This window comes from Flavobacterium sp. XGLA_31 (assembly GCF_051547105.1).
In the GTDB taxonomy this organism is placed as follows: Bacteria; Bacteroidota; Bacteroidia; order Flavobacteriales; family Flavobacteriaceae; genus Flavobacterium.
In genome coordinates, this window is sequence record NZ_JBPTTM010000001.1 from 497,091 (window position 1) to 515,726 (window position 18,636).

Consider the following 18,636-nt stretch of genomic DNA (forward strand, 5'->3'; position numbering starts at 1 on the left):
AATTTAGGAAAAAGTTACTGTTTTTGTAACAATTCGTATTCGGGGTACGTTTCTCTGAGATATTGGTCGGCTTTGGCCGGAATGAGCACCATGGTGATGTAAATGGTAATTCCCAATACCACAAACAGGAAACTGAAGAACAACAGCAACCCATTAGAGAAATGGTTTCCGTTGAGATGCAAAGCAAACTGCACCGGTATGTTCATAGCCCCTGCCAAACTGCTGTACCCAAAGATGATTTCGCGTAACAACCATTTCTTTTCGGTTTTCTGATTCCGTTTTTTGTTTTGCCGATTCAAGACCAACAAGCAAGCAAGAAAGGACATGATAAGCACAAAGAAAGAAACTTGGAGTATGTTGTTTTCCTGATCAAAATCGCGCTGTAAAGCAACAAGTATCCAATATACAATACCTGTAGCGGCCAGCGTACCTATTATTTTCGGAATGCTGAAAAAGGTTTTGAGGTGTTGCAATACCAGTTTGTTGTATTTGGTGTTGAGGGCTCCCCTGCGTTTGTCTACCACTTCCATAAAGCCAAAAACACCAAACTTCTTGAACTCCCTTTGCAAGGCTTCCTCAAAGGTTAACTTGGGATTTTGCTGCCATTGTTCTTCTATAGCGTTCGCCAAATGGTCGACCAACTCGGTTTGCAGGTCATAATATTCCACATAATGCTGGCGGGTAAAAGCATAAAGCTTTTCGATTTGTTCGGCGGTTAGTGTCATTTCCATCAAATGTAATTAAAGTGGTGTTTGTTGAACTTTACAATTTCTAAAATGAAGAATAAAATATATCCGAAAATCAGGTAGGTGAACACAGTCATCGTAACTCCAGAAACATGATCTTTTCCGTAAATAGGCAAAAAGAAGATTTGGGCATAATAAATCACGGCCAATATCATTCCCGTTTTTTCAATCGTATAAAACCTCTTTTTCAGGTAAATGTAAAAGTAGCCCAACTGAAAAAGGCTCAAGGTCATGATCGAAACAAAAATTAAATGGTTAAACGTAAAATGAGGTGAAAAGAATTGATTGGCATCAACGCTTACAAAAAAGAACCCCAATAACGCCGCCAACACTACCATATAAGGCCGAATCAGAAACAAAAGAAACTGTTTCAGCACCGGCCAAGAAAACGACCAGCGCCTTTTATTGTTTTTCATAATCTCCCGCTTGTGGATGGCCATATAACTTTTGAAAGCATCATAAAAAGTAAGGTTGAAGGTAGTCATGCGCTGTTCTACCGCTGACGCAATATGGTCGAGCATTTCCTGGCGGATGTCTACATACACCACATCATTATTGACCAAATAAGTGTCGATGAATTTTATTTCTTCTTGGCTTAGTTTCATAGTGTATTTTAGATGAGTTGGTATTTTTTAATAACTCGTAAATGTTCAGCTACCAATCTTAAATTGATCAGGGTATAGAAAAAAAACCAGCTGAAAAGAAAGTTCGTTAACAAGGTCAAGCCAGTGGTGCCATCATAAAAATACAACTTCATCACGCCCGCGCTAATCATCAGTGGCTGAAAAAAAGCCAGCACGCTTCTGCGTTTGAATAAACGGCTGTAAATGGTTTTGACGTTGACCAGCCAAACTATAGCCAATCCAAGAATAGTGGCGCCAACAGTGGCTGCAAAAAGGTATTTGGCCACAACATCAGCGTTATTTAAAACCACTACTTCATGCCGGTAATTAAAAAAAACAGTAGCGACTACCGCCCAAATAACTGCGAAACCACAAATCCAAGCCATCTGCCGTTGGGAATAAGCCACCCACTGATTCACCACTATTTTGGGGCCTTCAATAAAATTCCCAAGCCAAAAGAAATTGGAAGCCGGTTGCAACATGGGTTTCCATTGTTCAAATACGGTGTGCAATGCGGTGTTGAAATCAACCTTTCTATTTTCCATTTCAGCTTCGATGGCGCTGGCGATGTGATCAGTCAATTCGAGCTTGATATCTTCATAAACCAGCTTGTTCAATTCAAGGGTTTCTTTAATCACATGGATTTCGGTTGGGCTTAAGGTCATATCAAATCAGGTTTAGGTTGTACCAAATTTTGCATGTTTCGGATAAAATCTTCAAGTTCTGTCAGCCGGTTTACGGTTTCGGCCGTCCCCTTTTCGGTCAGTTTGTAATATTTGCGCAGGCGGTTGTCTACTTGAGTGACTTCAACTTCCAAAACGCCTTCGGCTTCCAATTTGTGTAACGCCGGATACAAAGCGCCTTCGGTAATTTTGAGCTCTCCTTTGGTAATTTCTTTTACCTTCTGGGTGATTTCATACCCATACATTCGTCCGTTTTCTTCCAAAAGCTTCATCACTATGGTGGTTAGACTTCCTTTGTACAATTGTGAATTTTTCATCGCATCATCCTTTTAAGTGAAACAAATATACATAAGTTTTTTATATACATAGAATTCTTAGGTATATTTTTTGCCCTTTACTTAAAATCAACTGAAAGAAAAACAAATTTCAGTACCGTTTAATCCGTATTGACTCTATAGTGAGTCTATGGTGAGTCTATGATCACTCTATGAAAAGCGGTTGTTTTTACAGAGTCATTACAGTAGGGTATTATTTTTACAACACAGCGAATATGAAGCAAGCGGCCGGCATTCCTTTCCAAAAGGAAAATCAGCTGCTTTGAGAACCTCAATCCTAAAGTTGGTGTATAGCTCCCCGATAAAGCATTCATTTAAATTTCATCAAACGTTTTGGGTTTAGTAACTTTGTAAAAAATTAAAATTCATGTCAGCCTTTTATAAATTACAAATCAAAGAAGTAAAGCACGAAACTCCCAATGCGGTTTCAGTAGCTTTTGCGATTCCTACCGAATTGAAATCGGTATACCAATTCACTGCCGGACAATACGTAAACTTAAAACTAACCTTGGACGGAGAAGAAATTCGTCGTGCCTATTCAGTTTGTTCTTCGCCCAACAGCGGAGAGTTGCGCATTGCGATTAAATCCGTGAAAAGTGGTCATTTTTCCAAATTTGCCAATGAGAATTTAAAAGCCGGAGATATTCTGGAAGTGAGCCAACCCGAAGGAAGATTTACGTTTGAACCTTCGTTTTCCAATCTGAAAAACTATGCCGCATTTGTGGCAGGGAGCGGCATTACACCGGTGATGTCCATCTTAAAATCGGTATTGGAAAATGAACCCAAAAGCACTTTTGTGCTGGTATACGGCAACAAATCACCCGAAGAAACCATTTTTCACCATGAGTTGCACGACTTACAACTAAAATATGTCGGGCGCTTTTTTGTGCATTATGTATTCAGCCAAAGCCGTGTTGAAGGGGAGCATTTTGGTCGTATCGACAAATCGATTGTGAATTTTGTATTGAACAACAAACACAAGGAAAAAGAGTTTGATAAGTTTTATTTGTGCGGTCCCGAAGACATGATTAACGGGGTAACTAAAGTATTGAAAGAACACAATATCGCCGATAAAAACATCAAGTTCGAATTGTTTTCTACTTCAACCACTCCGGGAAATGAGGCAGCCGCGTCACATACCGGACACACCAAAATCACGGTACTGGTGGATGGTGATGAGGCTACCTTTGAAATGTCACAAAAACAAACACTGTTGGAAGCGGCTTTAAAACAAGGTATTGATGCCCCTTACTCTTGTCAGGGCGGTATCTGCAGTTCTTGTTTGGCGCGCATTACAAGCGGTTCGGCCGAAATGAAAAAGAATTCGATTTTAACTGATGGTGAAATTGCCGAAGGATTAATCTTGACCTGCCAGGCACATCCGACTTCTGCAGAGATTTATGTGGATTACGACGATGTGTAAGCTGTACTTTTAAAGAGCAATAAATTCCAATTTTGTTTAGGCAAGGTTGGAATTTATTTTTTGGATGACGGTCTCAGGCGCAATGCTCCGCATCACATCTTCATAACCTGCCACTTTTTTATTGCCATACACCGAAGTTGGCAACAGCGGATATTTTTCCCGGTCGGAAACCAAACAATTCTCTATGGGCTGATTGAAAGGTTTAAAGCCTGCGTATGGATGTGTAGCCCCCCAAAGCGTCACCACTTTTACACCCAGCATGGCCGCAATATGGGCATTCCCGCTGTCCATGGAAAGCATCACATCAAGGTTGGAAATCAAATCTAATTCTTGTTTGAAAGTAAGTTTTCCGGCGACAACAATAACATGCTGCTTTGCTTGGGACAAATGATTTAGTTTTTCGGTTTCTTCTTTTCCACCGCCAAAAAGGAAAATCGTATGATGGGCTTTTGAAGCCAAATCGTCGATTACTTTTTGCATTAAATCAAGTGGGTACACTTTGCTGTCGTATTGCGCAAAGGGTGCGATGCCAATCCATGTATCGTTTCCTTTTTCACCAGAAATGCGAAGAACATCCGGAACCAATTTGGCTTTTTCGGGAAAAACAGGATTGGTGACATCAACAAAAAAACCAAGACTTTTGAAGGTGTCCACATGTCGGTCCGTCATTGGTTTTACGGGCTCAAAAATTTTGTTTTCGGCACGGGTAAGCACTTTCTTTTCGGCCCTGCCTTTGTCGGTGTACGCAATCTTCTTTCCACTTAAGGCAAATAAATTTCGCAGCACAATGGAGCGCAACACATTGTGCAAATCGGCCACAGCATCAATATGGAGTTGCCGCAAATCAGCATACAGTTTAAACAACCCCATGGTGCCTTTGTGTCTTCCTTTGACATCCACAGCAAAGAAATGCACATTGGGAATATCGTCGAAAAAAGGCTTAAAAAAAGGTCTTGATACTACTGTGATTTTGACGCCGTGATTTTGTTGTACCAACGCTCGGATAACAGGAACCGTCATGGCGACGTCGCCCATGGCTGACAATCGAATGACGGCTATATGTTGGATTTTGTTTGACAAAAGATTGTCGGGAATTACTTTTTGTTTTGGTACAATACCGGATTCAAATCGTCGTCGTTGTACATCTTCATTTGCTTGTACACTTTCATGAACTTATCTCCGTTTTCAATGTCGGTCAACAAATCATTGATGGAAATAAACATGTCACTTTTTTGGTCTAATAACACATTTAGCTTCTCCTGACATTTGGCACGGTGTTCGGCTGTAGCTTCGGCACGGTTAGCCTCTTCGCTCATGTGGTAAATTTTCAGGGCCAAAATAGACAAACGGTCAATCGCCCAAGCCGGACTTTCGGTATTGATTTTGGCATTCGGTTTGACCTGAACGTCTTTGTATTTCTGCAAAAAATAGCTATCGATGTATTCCACCATATCGGTACGAACCTGATTGGAAGCATCGATTTTTCGTTTCAAATCCAAAGCCGCTACCGGGTCAATATTCGGGTCACGAATGATATCTTCATAGTGCCACTGAACGGTATCTACCCAGTTTTTGGCATACAACAAAGCTTCAATGCTGCCTTTTTCATAAGGGTTTAATGTAGGTTGGTACACATCATCAATAACATGGTAGTCTTTGATGCTTTGTTCAAAAATAGGAAAGGCAAATTCTGAAAACATATCGCTTACAATTTATTTTATTTAACTTGGTTCCGTTCACCTTGACGGCTCGGGCATATAAAATTCGACGCAAAGGTCTTGAGTGCAAAGATAGTTTTTATACTTTTACCTCAACATACAAAATTTTCAACTTCATGCACATTCATTACATTTCCGAACAGAACAGTATTTTAAATCATTTTTTGGCTCAAATTCGGGATGTTACCATCCAGAAAGACAGCATGCGTTTTCGAAAAAACATTGAACGCATCGGTGAGATTATGGCTTATGAGCTGAGCAAAACACTGGAATATAAAAATGTAGATGTGCAAACCCCTCTTGGGGTTAAACATACCACCACCATTGCCGACAATGTCGTGTTGTGCTCTATCCTTCGTGCCGGATTGGCGCTTCACATGGGGTTCATGAATATTTTTGACAATGCTGAAAATGGGTTTGTGTCTGCTTATCGTCATCATTATGACAACGATGACAAGTTTGATATCCTGGTAGAATACCAGGCAGCGCCTTCTTTTGAAAATAAAAACCTGATTCTTATCGATCCTATGCTGGCCACCGGACAGTCTATAGTAGCCGTGTTACACAAATTGCATTTGGAACAAAAACCTAAGGAAATCCATATCGCAGTAGTTATCGCCGCTCCTGAGGGTATTGACTACCTGCAAAAAAACCTGCCTGCTAATTGTCATTTATGGGTTGCGGCTTTGGACGACAAACTCAACGAGAAAAACTACATCATTCCCGGTTTGGGAGATGCCGGAGATTTGGCGTACGGCAACAAATTATAGTTGGGCAAAGAAAGCGAAAAAACACCCTAATATTACCAATAACAAGGTGATTTCCTGATACATTTTGCTTTGGGAATATTCGATGTTATTGGTCGCCATTACCGATAAGGGCATGAAGGTGAAGAGCAACATGCTGTTGTTTTTTTCGGGTGATAGGGCAAAGACTATAACGCCTATCAGGAATCCGAAAATCATCTTTTTATAGGATGCCTGCAAAATCAATGGACGGTTGGTCATTGAAAAAATCATAGAAAACACAAAGTACAAAGCCACTACTACGTAAAATGAGAGTGCTGCATTTTGGTAATTATTGACAAAATAATTCAGCTCAAAATTCAGCTGTGCTTGGTTCAAAATATGGTCAATCCAGGTCTTGTCAAAATACAGCGCGGTAAGCATAAATATCACGGCTGTGGCCACAAAAGCCACAAAAGGCAAGAGCCAGTTTCTGTAATCCCGGGAGACATGGAAAATAATGGATATATAAACCAACACGATAAAAAGGATACACCAAAAGTGAAATAAGCTGGCGATAAAAATCCACATGGAAGCGTCAAAAATCTTCTCTTTTGGGGCTTTTAAGGTTTGCAACGATATCAATCTTCGCATGGCTAACAACAGGAAAAAGTTGGCAAACAACAAATTGATACTGTTAAAAACCGAAGGAAAAAGCAATAAAAATAACAGAAAAAAAAGTATGGTATAACTACTGTCTTTGGTCAATCCGTTCTTTTTCACCATGAAATTCACCAGAAAAAAAGAAGCTAACCATAAGACTATCAAAGTACTGCTCTTAAAAAACCCGTTTAACTTTGTTGTATTGAATAAATCGCTGGTTTGATACAAAAAGAAAAAGCATAGCAACAAAACTACAATAAGAGAATAATTCAAAATTGTAGATTTTTTAAAAACGCTTGTTATCATGTGGATATTTTATACATTTGTGACTGTAAATATAACATTTTATAAAATGAAAGCATTTTTTGAAGGCATTCAAACATTATTTGTAGACTTTTTATTCAAACCGTTGGATTGGTTACGTGAATTGGAATTAAGTAACTGGTGGTTAGCCAACATCGTTAGCTGGGCATTAATGCTTATTTGTGCCAGATACGTAATTTACTGGTGTAAAGAATTGAAAAAACACCAAGATAACAACGAAGAAAACCAAGATACTACGGCTCACTCTTTCTTAAGTTAAGTCGAATCCGATATCTTTTCTGAAATACATCTTATCAAAATGTAGTTGATCTATATTTTGATAAGATTTTTTTATGGCCTCCTGAAAAGTGTCTCCGAAAGAAGTTACTGCCAAAACCCTGCCGCCATTGCTCACTATCTTTCCGTTTTCAAGTTTAGTTCCGGCATGAAATACCAGTGAATCCTCTATGTTTTCTAATCCTGTAATGACTTTTCCTTTTTCATACTCTTCCGGATATCCGCCCGAAACGACCATAATGGTGGTGGCGCTTCTTGGGTCAACCTCCAAATGAACCTCATCCAGTTTCTGATGCGCAACCGCCTGAAATAATGCTACCAAGTCCGATTGGATTCGCGGCATTACCACTTCGGTTTCCGGATCGCCCATACGCACATTGTACTCAATAACCATGGGCTCTCCTTTGACATTAATCAAACCGATAAAAACAAACCCTTTGTATTCAATATGATCTTTTTGTAACCCTTCTATCGTTGGTTTTACAATACGTGTTTCTATTTTTTCCAACAACGTTGCGTCAGCAAAAGGTACAGGAGAAACAGCCCCCATCCCACCGGTGTTTAATCCGGTATCGCCTTCTCCTATGCGCTTGTAGTCTTTGGCCGTAGGCAATATTTTGTAATTTTTACCGTCTGTTAAAACAAAACAGCTCAGTTCTATTCCGTCCAAAAACTCCTCGATGACGACTTTTGCGCTGGCATTTCCGAACTTGGCGTGAACCAGCATGTTGCGTAATTCGGTCTTGGCCTCTTCTAAATCCTGAAGGATTAAAACTCCTTTCCCTGCTGCCAATCCATCGGCTTTCAGGACATACGGAGGTTGTAGGGTTTCCAGAAAACGGCATCCTTTTTCTACTGTTTCAGCGGTAAAGCTATCGTACGCTGCTGTTGGGATTTTATGTTTAATCAAAAACTCTTTGGCAAATTCTTTACTACCTTCCAATTGCGCGCCCAACTTTGAAGGACCAATAACCGGAATGTGGTTTAACTCTGTATCTTTTTTGAAAAAATCGTAAATCCCAAGGACCAAGGGGTCTTCAGGACCTACGACTACCATTTCCACTTTCTCTTGTATTACAAAAGCTTTTACGGCATCGAAATCATTTGGATTGAGTAAAATGTTAGTAGCGATAGTGGCTGTACCGGCATTCCCGGGTGCTACAAAAAGTTGCGTACACAGTGGGCTTTGAAGTAGTTTAAATGCCAAGGCATGCTCGCGCCCGCCCGAACCAAGTAATAGAATTGTCATGTTGTGTTGTTGTTAAAAGTTTTGCAAAAATAGGCTGTTTATTTTTTTATTGGAGGTTTTTTTCTAAATTAGTGGTTCAATAACACTAAAAAAAACTTATTAACTATGAAAAAACTATTACTTTCTTTATCTTTATTTGCTTTGGGCTTTTATGGAAATGCTCAGTCTTGGATTAGTCAGGCAACAGGATTTGATGCTGTTTCTACCGGAATTTCACAAATTGAAATTGTTGATGCTAATACCGTATGGGGATTGGCTTTTGACGGTTCAGGAGGCGGAGGTAATTATCAAGCATTCACCAAAACCACTGACGCAGGGGCTAACTGGACTCCGGGAACTATAGAAATGGGTGATCCGCTTTTGGAAATTAACAACATTACAGCGGTTAGCGATCAGGTGGCTTGGGTTAGTGCTTTAGTGCCGGCTGACGGAAATGGTGTTATCTATAAAACAATTGATGGTGGTCAAACCTGGGAACAACAAAACGGAATTGAATTTACTACATCCGGTGAATCTTTTCTTAACGGAGTTCATTTTTTCGATGCTAATGAAGGATTAGCTTATGGTGATCCTGAAGGCGGAGAGTTTGAAATTTACAGAACCATCGACGGTGGTACCACTTGGACAAGAGTTCCTGGTGCCTCATTGCCTAATCCGCTAACCAACGAATATGGTTATAATGGAGGTAATGTTGCTGTTGGAAATACGGTTTGGTTACCAACCAGCAGAGGACGTATATTGAAATCAACTGACCGAGGAATTACATGGACAGTATCACAATCTCCACTAACTGATTTCGGAGGATTGATAGTAACTACATCCACTGGTAGAATGTACTTCACCAATAACAATACCGGTATAATTGTAGGTTCATTAAACAGCACGGCTACTACACCAACTTACAAAATATACACAACTACAAACGGAGGAACAACTTGGTCAACGGGTGTTACCTATACCGGATACCGATTGATGGCTTATGTGCCTGGAACCACTACCTTAGTCGCTTGTGGTGCCGGAACAAGTAGTGGCGGAACAGGTTCATCTTACAGTAATGACAACGGAGTAACTTGGACCAGCATTGATACCGGAGAGCAGAGACTTTCTCCTGCATTTTTAAATGGGTCAACCGGATGGTGCGGTGGATTTAGTGCTGATTCTGTAACTGATGGTATATTCCAATTCAGCGGCAACTTAGCTAATCCGCAATTTGCTTCAAGTGCTTTTAAAGTATATCCTAACCCTGCCTCATCAATGGTTACTATTTCAGCGGAGCAATTGGATTCATACAATGTAAAAGTAACTGACATTACCGGGAAAGTAATGCTTAATAAAGAATTCAGTGGTGTGGAGAACACCGTGGATGTAACTAATTTTTCAGCTGGGGTTTATTTCTTTGAAGTAAATTCAGGAAACAAATCACAAACTATTAAGATTATCAAAAATTAATCCTGATAAAATAGTATTTTTAAGGGCTGGCTTAGGTTGGCCCTTTTTTTATTATACTATGTTCAATATTTTTAATTTATCACTTCAATTCAACGGCTTCCCGATGCGGGAAGCTAAAACTGAATTTGATACAATTCAGGCCGTTGCAGCAGCTGATTATGAAAAATATTTGTCTGAAAAAAGGAGTCAAATCGTTGCTTTTCATTTAGAAAACAACACCGCTTATCAAGAGTTTGTGGGGACTAAAGAAATTAAAAGTTGGGATGATATTCCGATTATGTACAAAAAAGACTTTCAAAAACCTCTGGCAGAAAGACTTTCAAAAGGGTATACTTCCAAAAATATTTACACCAACAAAACTTCGGGTTCGAGTGGCGATCCTTTTATTTTTGGGAAAGACAAATTTTGTCATGCCTTGACATGGGTCAATATTTTCAGTCGATTCGGCTGGTTTGGCATTGATTTTAATTCTTCTTTACAAGCTCGTTTTTATGGTATCCCGCTGGATTTTATCGGAAACAAAAAAGAGCGTTTGAAAGACTTACTAAGCCATCGTTACCGTTTCCCCATTTTTGATTTATCGGATTCGGTCTTGGAAAAAGTACTGAGAAAATTTGAACATAAAAAGTTTGACTATATTAATGGGTACACCAGTTCCATTGTATTGTTTGCTAAATTTTTGGAACAAAAAAACATTGTCCTGAAAACAGTTTGCCCTACTTTGAAATGTTGTGTAGTCACTTCAGAAATGCTTTTTGATTCAGATAAAGTGTTGCTCGAAAAACAATTTGGTGTTCCTGTAGTCAATGAATACGGTGCTTCCGAACTGGATTTGATTGCTTTTCAAAATCCGGAAGGCGAATGGCAGGTAAATTCGGAAACCTTATTCGTAGAAATTTTAGACGATAACAATAACGTTTTACCCTACGGAAAAGAAGGTCGCATAGTGATTACATCTCTGTACAATAAAGCCCATCCATTTATTCGCTACGATATTGGTGATATCGGCATTTTGGATGAAAAAAGCACTTTTAAAAAGCCTATCCTTAAAAAGTTAATCGGAAGAACAAATGATATTGCCATTCTACCCAGTGGTAAAAAATCTCCGGGACTCACCTTTTATTACGTGACCAAGAGTATCATCGAAGATGATGGAAACGTGAAAGAATTTGTGATAAAACAAACCAAAATCGATACTTTTGACATTGAATATGTAAGTCAAAATGAATTGACTTCAGCTCAAATTGAGAACATGAAAAAAGCAATTACCACCTATTTGGAACCCGGTTTGACGTTTACATTTATTCGAAAATCAACATTAAAACGAAGTAAAAGCGGAAAGCTGAAACAGTTTGTTTCGCTTGTAAAATAATACGATGAAAATTACTATAGTGGCTGGGGCCCGTCCCAATTTTATTAAAATCGCACCCATTATCAAAGCGATTGAAAAAAAACAACGAGAAGGGAATACTATCTCTTATCGGCTGGTACATACCGGACAACACTATGATAAAAACCTCAGCGACACTTTTTTTGAAGAGTTGAATATTCCGCATCCCGATGCAAATCTTGAAGTAAAAAGCGGTTCTCAATCGGTACAAACCGCAGCAATAATGATTGCTTTTGAACAGGAATTAATTAAAAATCCCTCTGACCTTGTTTTGGTTGTCGGCGATGTAAATTCGACCATGGCCTGTGCTATCGTGGCTAAAAAACTGAATATAAAAGTGGCTCACGTTGAAGCCGGTATCCGCTCAGGAGACATGACTATGCCCGAAGAAATCAACCGTATAGTAACCGACAGTATCACGGATTATTTCTTTACAACATCGACTTCTGCCAGCCAGAATCTGATTCAGTATGGAGCAAATCCTAACAATATTCACTTTGTGGGAAATGTAATGATTGATACTTTATATCAAAATTTAGACAGGATTTCTGCCCCTTCATTTTGGAATGAATTTCAATTAAACAAAGGAAATTATATCATTTTAACATTACATCGCCCGGCTAATGTAGATGAAGAACATTCATTAATCCAGTTGCTCAAAGGGATTGACGAGATGATTGGCAACAAAAAAATAATTTTCCCTATTCATCCTCGAACCAAAGCGATTTTGGGCGAAAACGATTTGGCATTGAGAAATACTGTTTTAGTTGAACCGCAAGGCTATTTAAATTTTATGTTTCTAATTAAAAATTGTTTTGCTGTCATCACAGACTCCGGCGGAATTTCAGAAGAAACAACCGTGCTGGGCATTCCATGTTTTACAATGCGAGACAATACGGAAAGACCTGAAACCCAAACTGTAGGAACTAATACTTTGGTAGGTACTTCACTTGAGAATCTGAAAAAACTCTTTGCTGAATTTTTGCAAAACGGTCAACGTCCGGCCGGCATCCCGGAGTTATGGGACGGAAAGGCTTCCGAGCGAATTATCGAAATTTTGTTGACAAAATAATTAATGGAAGAAATACTGATTATATCCAATTATTATCCTCCTGAAAAAGGGGCTGCTGCCAACAGAATTGAACAATTGGCACTGAAATTACATCAGAACAATTATCGTGTGACTGTCGTTTGTCCGTTGGGAAATTACCCTAAGGGAACATTGTTTCCCGAATACAAAGGCAAATTTTCAGTCACTGAAAAAAGAGATGGCATTTTGGTGAAGCGTCTTTGGATTTATCCCAGTGTGAGTAAGAATCTTTTTGTTCGGATTCTTTCCGTTTTATCTTTTTCTTCCTGTCTGTTTTTTTACCTTTTGTTCAAAAAAACACCTCAAAAAGTAGTGGTACAGTCACCTCCTTTATTACTTTCTTTTCTTTCGGTTTTGGTACTTTCATGGAAAAATAAAAAAATCATTTTAAATGTTTCAGACTTATGGCCCCTTGCGGCAATTGAATTAGAGGCTCTGAAAATCGGCTCTTTTTCACACAAGTGTTCTCTATTCATGGAGCAATTTATTTATAAAAAGAGCACATTAGTTTTAGGTCAATCCGAAGAAATAATTGCTCATGTCGGTTCTTTATTTCAAAATAAAAAATGTTACCTATATCGCAATTTTCCAGATCATAACCTTGGTAAAATGGAATTAGAAACCAAAGAAAATGAACCGATAAAACTATTTTATGCCGGTTTGTTGGGAGTAGCTCAAGGCGTTTTAGAACTTTGTCAAAAAATCGATTTAAAAGGATTAAATGTTGAGTTGCATCTCTTTGGCGACGGTGCCGAGAAAAATCAAATAGAGGCCTTTATTTCCTCACAAAACGAGCGGAAGATAATCTTTCACGGCATGCTGGACAGAAAGATGTTGCACGAAAAACTGCAAACATTGGATATTGCCATTGTTCCTTTGAAAACAAGAATTTACGGTTCGGTTCCCTCTAAGATTTTCGAATACAGTGCTTTGGGATTTCCGATACTGTATTTCGGAGGTGGAGAAGGCGAAACTATTGTAAAAGAAAATCATCTGGGTTGGGTGGCTCAGGTTGAAAATTATACTGATTTGAATCGTCAATTAAGACTTATTTCAAGCCTCAAAAAACAAGAGTTGGACCTTATAAAAAGAAAGATTTTTGAAACAACTACAGTGACATTCAATTTAGACCATCAAATCCAAAATTTGATTAGTCAAGGCGTTTTCTAATACGCCTTTTCTTCGCCTTTAAAAATGTTGATTACGGTTTGGATAATAATTTTAATATCCATGATTAAAGACCAGTTTTCAATGTAGAAAACATCAAACTTGATGCGATTAATCATATCTTCATCTGTTTCAATTTCACCACGAAACCCTTTGACTTGTGCCAAACCCGTCACTCCTGGTTTTACATAGTGACGCACCATGTATTTTTTGATTCGACTAGCATACGCTTTATTTTGTGACCAGAGGTGAGGCCGTGGTCCAACGACAGACATTTCTCCAAACAATACGTTGAAGAACTGCGGTAATTCATCAATACTGGTTTTGCGCATAAATTTCCCCATTTTGGTTACCCGGGGATCATTCTTGGAAGCTTCTTTTTCTGTTGTCCCGTTAACCTGCATTGATCTGAATTTGTAGCAAAAAAATTCCTTTTCATCCAATCCCGGTCGTCCTTGCTTGAAAAAGACAGGTCCTTTGGATTCTAATTTAATCAAAAGGGCCAAAATGGGAATTAACCACGATAAAATAAATAAAATAACCAACATAGAAAATACTATATCAAATATCCGCTTTATCCCTTTGACAAATGGATTATGCAATTGTGTTTTTTGTAAAGACAATACCGGAAATAATTCATAGTAGTCTATTTTCAGATTTTTGGAGAATATTTCTTTTGTATCGGGTATAAATTTTATGGACTTTTTATTGTCATCCGCAAACTCAATTAAGTCTTTTAGTTTTTCATTGGATATTTCATTCAGCGAACAATAAATTTCATCTATTTTTTTCTCGATGGTAAAACTTTTAATGTCATCGACACGGCCTAAAATCTCGGGGTTTTGCTTCTTATCCGAAAAATATCCGAAAAAACGATATCCATAATCTTTTCGATTTTCAAAAACTTCCTTTAATCGGATGGCTTCAGGAGTATAACCAATAATCACAGCATTTCTGAAATTACTCCCTGTTGACAATCTGTATTTTTTTAAATAGAAGAATAAAAAATACTTAAAGGCCAGTATAATCAAAAAACTACTGGAAACAAAAAATGCTATCGCTTTCCCGCTGAAAATCGCCGTTTTCGCAAAGGGGAAAAAAGCGATAACAACCAGCAAAAAAATGCTGAATTGCTTAACTAATTTGGTTATAATTTCGACCGGAGTGGTGAAACGAAATACTTCGTAGTATTTAACAATGATGGAAATAAAAATCCAGGTAGTCGTTTGATACAGAAGATAGTAAGACTGATTAAGCTTTAGTTCTCTGAAAAAAAATAAACTTAAACTTGTAATCACCATCAAATCAAACAAAACGCTGATGGGTCTGATGTATTTTGAATATCTTCCTGTTTGTTGTGCCACCATACAATTCTAGTGAATATACCCTTTAAAATCTTTGTGCTCTTCCTTTAAAAGTTCTTCAGAGGTTAATGACTTGAAATAATCATAAGTCAACTTCATTCCTTCTTCTCTGGAAACTTTAGCAGACCAGCCTAAAATTTCTTTGGCCTTAGTCGTATCAGGTTGTCGTTGTAACGGATCATTAATTGGCAAAGGATGATACACTACTTTTTGACTCGTCCCTGTCAATTTTATAATTTCATCTGCAAAATCCTTTATGGTAATTTCATCCGGATTTCCAATATTTACCGGGTACACATAATCTGAATGCAACAATCTGAAAATACCTTCTACCTGATCTGTAACATAACAAAAAGACCGTGTTTGACTACCATCACCAAAAATAGTTAAATCCTCCCCTCGCAAAGCTTGTCCAATAAAAGCAGGAATAACGCGACCATCATTCAGACGCATTCTCGGACCATAAGTATTAAAGATTCTAACGATTCTGGTTTCTACTCCGTGAAAAGTATGGTATGCCATAGTAATGGATTCCTGAAAACGTTTGGCTTCATCGTATACACCTCTTGGTCCAATCGTATTCACATTGCCATAATAATCCTCTGTTTGTGGGTGAACCAAAGGGTCACCATAAACTTCAGAAGTGGAGGCTATCAAAATTCTCGCTTTTTTTACCCGGGCCAAACCTAACAAATTATGAGTCCCTAAAGAACCCACTTTTAACGTTTGAATCGGAATTTTTAAATAATCTATCGGACTGGCCGGAGAAGCAAAATGAAGGATATAATCTAACTGTCCAGGAACATGAACAAACTTAGTCACATCATGGTGATAGAATTCAAAATTTTTATCTTTGAAAAGGTGCTCGATATTTTTTAAATCCCCAGTAATTAAGTTATCCATCCCGATAACAAAATACCCTTCTGCAATAAAACGATCACAAAGATGCGAGCCTAAAAAACCGGCTGCACCAGTAATTAATATTCTTTTCATATTTTTATTTTGCTTTGGAATGGTTCACTATTCCAGAATTAAAAAGGCAATACAGCATGGTAAAAAATACTACCCCCCTTTGCCTCCATAAAAAAGATTCGGTCAAAAATAAACTTATCATTAGAATTGCAAAAGCAAAATGGACAAAATCTTTTGTTTTGTATGCATTTTTAACGTTAATAAACAGCATAATCAATAATATTAAAAACCCTAAAATGCCCAATTCGGCAAAGTTTTGTACGTATTGATTGTGAAAATTTTTGGTTTGGTATCCTTCTGCATTTTCATTGCCCATAAAAAGATGGTATTGAATTGCTTTTTCCTTTATTTTGGGCAGCGAAGCATTGAGTCCGAAACCGGTAAAAAAAGCATTGTTTTCCTGAATTATCTCAGTAAAAATTCTGAATTGATAAACCCTGAATGCAGTTCCCGGAAAATAATCATTAGGAGTAAATAACGGATTAGTCCAAGCCTCCCTAATACTAACATAATGCACGCCCTGCGGCACGCCATCAATAACATTTGCACTTATACTTTTAGCGGTATTATCTCTAAATTCAGCTTGAAATCTTTGCTTTATTTTCCCTGTAGAGAAAAGAATCACCACCAAAAGACCAAAAACAATTAAATTTTTCAGCCGCATTTTATGCGCCATTTTCGAGAAAAAGAAAATATAGACAAACAATAAAAGCAATACTGTCAATATCATGTTTTTAGAAGATAATAACAATATGAAAAGAAACAAAAGGCTTGCCAAAATGCTATCCCATTTGGTTTTGATTTCCTTGGTCAAAAAATAGAAAAAAGCTATCGCTACAAACACAGAAACGTGAATAGCGTTCAACAACTTGGGTACCAAACCGTAGTCGTCTTCATTTTCACCATGATAGAAAAACACTCTGCTGTCGTGTAAAATAAAAAATCGGACTATGGCTCTCAGTGAATAATAAATCACCAATAACACCATGGAGTAGCTGTAGTATTGAATTATTTTTTGCTTTTGCTTTTTAGAAAAATCTTTGAAGAGAAAGAAACAGAAAGGAATCAACAATAATGAAATCTCTTTTAAAATAGCCGAAGAAGTACTCGGCGGGTCAATAGACCAAAAATAGGAAGCAGTCATTAACCCAAACAACAGTATGGGCAACACTAAATGATTTTGAAAAGAAACAGCACTCTTTTTTAACGTAAAAATTGACACTAAAACAAATAGTGCCAAAGCAATATTGTTAACCGCATAACTAAGCGGAACGGAAGCCAATACAAGAAGTGCAGGAATAAAAGAGCGATTATCAGTGTTTTCTTTTATCAGATTTTGAAAAACATGCTTCAAAGAGTTGTAAATATTCCCCATTTATTTTCTCCCAATTAAATTCATTAACAATGGCGTCAAAATTGTTTTGAACCAATTGCAAGTTATCATTTTTTTTGATTGTATTGAGAATATTTTTCACCTCCAGCGGATTGGAAAAATAATAGCTATTCTCTTTTAAAATACCTTTATTAAAGTCGTTGTTATGAGCAACAACTAAAGCTTTTGAAGCCATAGCTTCAAGCAATGACGGGTTTGTTCCTCCCACGGAATGTCCGTGAAAGTATAGATTAGAATAATACCTCAGGTTATTTAAATGTTCTAAATTATAAAGGCCTCCTATAAAACGAATATTAGAGTGAGATTTGAATTTATTTTTTAAATATTCTCCATATTTTGTCATGTGCTTTCCAATGACTAAAATAGGTGTTTTGTCTTCATTCATAGCCACACCTTCAAGTACCATATCCAAGTTGTTTTCAGGCTCAAAACGAGCCATTATCATGTTGTATTGCTCTTTTTCTACTTGGTATTCTTTTAAAACAGCTTCATTAGGATTGTTAAACGGATAAGCTCCGTAGGCGATATAGGTTGATTCCTTTTTGTATTTTGTTTTTAAAAATTTTTGTATCCCTAGCGAATCCGAAACCAAAAAATCACTACTGTTGGCAGCCAGCCTCTCGGCAAATTTCAAAAACTGCTGTACGGGCTTAGAATATTTCGTACGCTTCCATTCCAATCCGTCCATATTAGTAATAATAATGGATTTTTTAGGCAAAAGAAAATACCAAATAGAATTACTGGTATAACCCAATTGGAGGATAATATCAAAATCCCTTTTACGAGAATCCATTATACAGTTATAGTCATAAATGAACTGACCAAAAGTGCCTAGTTTGTATTCGGGATCATGCTGATGAATGATATTTACCCCGTGAAAAGTCTTTTCCTGAAAAGGATGATTGTGTGAATTGTAGCAATATACTTCGTGTCCTTTTTCTACAAGATAGACCGAAAAAAATTCAGCAAACTGTTCAAAGCCTCCGTAATAATTGGGCACACCTCGGGTTCCTAATAGGGCTATTTTCATTAATTTTGAAGTTCTT

19 protein-coding genes are annotated in these 18,636 nt (G+C 37.8%); 7 read left to right on the forward strand and 12 right to left on the reverse strand.

The window, feature by feature from the left end:
- Window positions 1-14: 14 nt before the first annotated feature.
- Genes ACSVH6_RS02120 through ACSVH6_RS02135 form a run of 4 tightly spaced genes read right to left on the reverse strand, consistent with a single transcriptional unit; the run spans window position 15 to window position 2,369 of the window.
- Window positions 15-731: a hypothetical protein gene (locus tag ACSVH6_RS02120; protein ID WP_438075079.1), complete on the reverse strand. Its 717-nt coding sequence runs from the start codon at window positions 729-731 to the stop codon at window positions 15-17.
- A complete protein-coding gene (locus tag ACSVH6_RS02125; RefSeq protein WP_438075081.1) occupies window positions 731-1,351 on the reverse strand; it encodes a hypothetical protein in 621 nt (206 codons plus the stop codon). Before ACSVH6_RS02125 ends, ACSVH6_RS02120 begins: the two co-directional genes overlap by 1 nt.
- 8 nt (window positions 1,352-1,359) lie before the next feature.
- On the reverse strand, window positions 1,360-2,034 hold the full coding sequence (locus ACSVH6_RS02130) for a hypothetical protein (RefSeq protein WP_438075083.1): 675 nt from the start codon (window positions 2,032-2,034) through the stop codon (window positions 1,360-1,362).
- Window positions 2,031-2,369, reverse strand: a complete 339-nt coding sequence (locus ACSVH6_RS02135; RefSeq protein ID WP_438075085.1) for a PadR family transcriptional regulator — start codon at window positions 2,367-2,369, stop codon at window positions 2,031-2,033. The genes ACSVH6_RS02130 and ACSVH6_RS02135 overlap by 4 nt, the downstream gene beginning before the upstream one ends.
- 385 nt (window positions 2,370-2,754) lie before the next feature.
- Between ACSVH6_RS02135 and ACSVH6_RS02140 the strand changes: the two genes are divergently transcribed.
- Entirely contained in the window at window positions 2,755-3,810 is a 1,056-nt protein-coding gene (locus tag ACSVH6_RS02140) for a 2Fe-2S iron-sulfur cluster-binding protein (RefSeq protein WP_438075087.1), read from the forward strand.
- Window positions 3,811-3,846: 36 nt separating this feature from the next.
- Here ACSVH6_RS02140 and ACSVH6_RS02145 read toward each other — a convergent pair whose 3' ends face one another.
- Window positions 3,847-4,845: a glycosyltransferase family 9 protein gene (locus tag ACSVH6_RS02145; RefSeq protein ID WP_438075767.1), complete on the reverse strand. Its 999-nt coding sequence runs from the start codon at window positions 4,843-4,845 to the stop codon at window positions 3,847-3,849.
- A gap of 59 nt (window positions 4,846-4,904) precedes the next feature.
- On the reverse strand, window positions 4,905-5,510 hold the full coding sequence (locus ACSVH6_RS02150; RefSeq protein WP_438075089.1) for a DUF4254 domain-containing protein: 606 nt from the start codon (window positions 5,508-5,510) through the stop codon (window positions 4,905-4,907).
- Between the two features lie 134 nt (window positions 5,511-5,644).
- Between ACSVH6_RS02150 and upp the strand changes: the two genes are divergently transcribed.
- On the forward strand, window positions 5,645-6,298 hold the full coding sequence (upp, locus tag ACSVH6_RS02155; protein ID WP_438075091.1) for a uracil phosphoribosyltransferase: 654 nt from the start codon (window positions 5,645-5,647) through the stop codon (window positions 6,296-6,298).
- On the opposite strand, the gene ACSVH6_RS02160 is transcribed toward upp, so the two are convergent.
- A complete protein-coding gene (locus tag ACSVH6_RS02160; RefSeq protein ID WP_438075093.1) occupies window positions 6,293-7,222 on the reverse strand; it encodes a DUF6427 family protein in 930 nt (309 codons plus the stop codon). The genes upp and ACSVH6_RS02160 overlap by 6 nt on opposite strands.
- Window positions 7,223-7,268: 46 nt before the next feature.
- Between ACSVH6_RS02160 and ACSVH6_RS02165 the strand changes: the two genes are divergently transcribed.
- Window positions 7,269-7,499, forward strand: a complete 231-nt coding sequence (locus ACSVH6_RS02165; RefSeq protein WP_438075095.1) for a DUF6341 family protein — start codon at window positions 7,269-7,271, stop codon at window positions 7,497-7,499.
- On the opposite strand, the gene purD is transcribed toward ACSVH6_RS02165, so the two are convergent.
- Complete coding sequence (gene purD / locus ACSVH6_RS02170; RefSeq protein ID WP_438075097.1) at window positions 7,491-8,765, reverse strand: phosphoribosylamine--glycine ligase; 1,275 nt, start codon at window positions 8,763-8,765, stop codon at window positions 7,491-7,493. The two genes, ACSVH6_RS02165 and purD, sit on opposite strands and share 9 nt — an antisense overlap.
- Window positions 8,766-8,870: 105 nt before the next feature.
- Between purD and ACSVH6_RS02175 the strand changes: the two genes are divergently transcribed.
- Genes ACSVH6_RS02175 through ACSVH6_RS02190 form a run of 4 tightly spaced genes read left to right on the forward strand, consistent with a single transcriptional unit; the run spans window position 8,871 to window position 13,864 of the window.
- A complete protein-coding gene (locus ACSVH6_RS02175) occupies window positions 8,871-10,214 on the forward strand; it encodes a T9SS type A sorting domain-containing protein (protein ID WP_438075099.1) in 1,344 nt (447 codons plus the stop codon).
- Between the two features lie 58 nt (window positions 10,215-10,272).
- Window positions 10,273-11,586, forward strand: a complete 1,314-nt coding sequence (locus ACSVH6_RS02180) for a phenylacetate--CoA ligase family protein (protein WP_438075101.1) — start codon at window positions 10,273-10,275, stop codon at window positions 11,584-11,586.
- A gap of 4 nt (window positions 11,587-11,590) precedes the next feature.
- Window positions 11,591-12,676 (forward strand): non-hydrolyzing UDP-N-acetylglucosamine 2-epimerase, encoded by a 1,086-nt coding sequence (gene wecB, locus ACSVH6_RS02185; RefSeq protein ID WP_438075103.1) that lies wholly within the window; start codon window positions 11,591-11,593, stop codon window positions 12,674-12,676.
- A 3-nt stretch (window positions 12,677-12,679) separates the two neighbouring features.
- Window positions 12,680-13,864: a glycosyltransferase family 4 protein gene (locus ACSVH6_RS02190; protein WP_438075105.1), complete on the forward strand. Its 1,185-nt coding sequence runs from the start codon at window positions 12,680-12,682 to the stop codon at window positions 13,862-13,864.
- On the opposite strand, the gene ACSVH6_RS02195 is transcribed toward ACSVH6_RS02190, so the two are convergent.
- Genes ACSVH6_RS02195 through ACSVH6_RS02210 form a run of 4 tightly spaced genes read right to left on the reverse strand, consistent with a single transcriptional unit; the run spans window position 13,861 to window position 18,620 of the window.
- Window positions 13,861-15,228, reverse strand: a complete 1,368-nt coding sequence (locus tag ACSVH6_RS02195) for an undecaprenyl-phosphate glucose phosphotransferase (protein ID WP_438075107.1) — start codon at window positions 15,226-15,228, stop codon at window positions 13,861-13,863. The two genes, ACSVH6_RS02190 and ACSVH6_RS02195, sit on opposite strands and share 4 nt — an antisense overlap.
- A gap of 6 nt (window positions 15,229-15,234) precedes the next feature.
- Window positions 15,235-16,218 (reverse strand): UDP-glucuronic acid decarboxylase family protein, encoded by a 984-nt coding sequence (locus tag ACSVH6_RS02200; protein WP_438075109.1) that lies wholly within the window; start codon window positions 16,216-16,218, stop codon window positions 15,235-15,237.
- Between the two features lie 4 nt (window positions 16,219-16,222).
- Window positions 16,223-17,572, reverse strand: a complete 1,350-nt coding sequence (locus tag ACSVH6_RS02205; protein WP_438075111.1) for an O-antigen ligase family protein — start codon at window positions 17,570-17,572, stop codon at window positions 16,223-16,225.
- Entirely contained in the window at window positions 17,511-18,620 is a 1,110-nt protein-coding gene (locus tag ACSVH6_RS02210) for a DUF1972 domain-containing protein (RefSeq protein ID WP_438075113.1), read from the reverse strand. Before ACSVH6_RS02210 ends, ACSVH6_RS02205 begins: the two co-directional genes overlap by 62 nt.
- Between the last annotated feature and the right edge of the window lie 16 nt (window positions 18,621-18,636).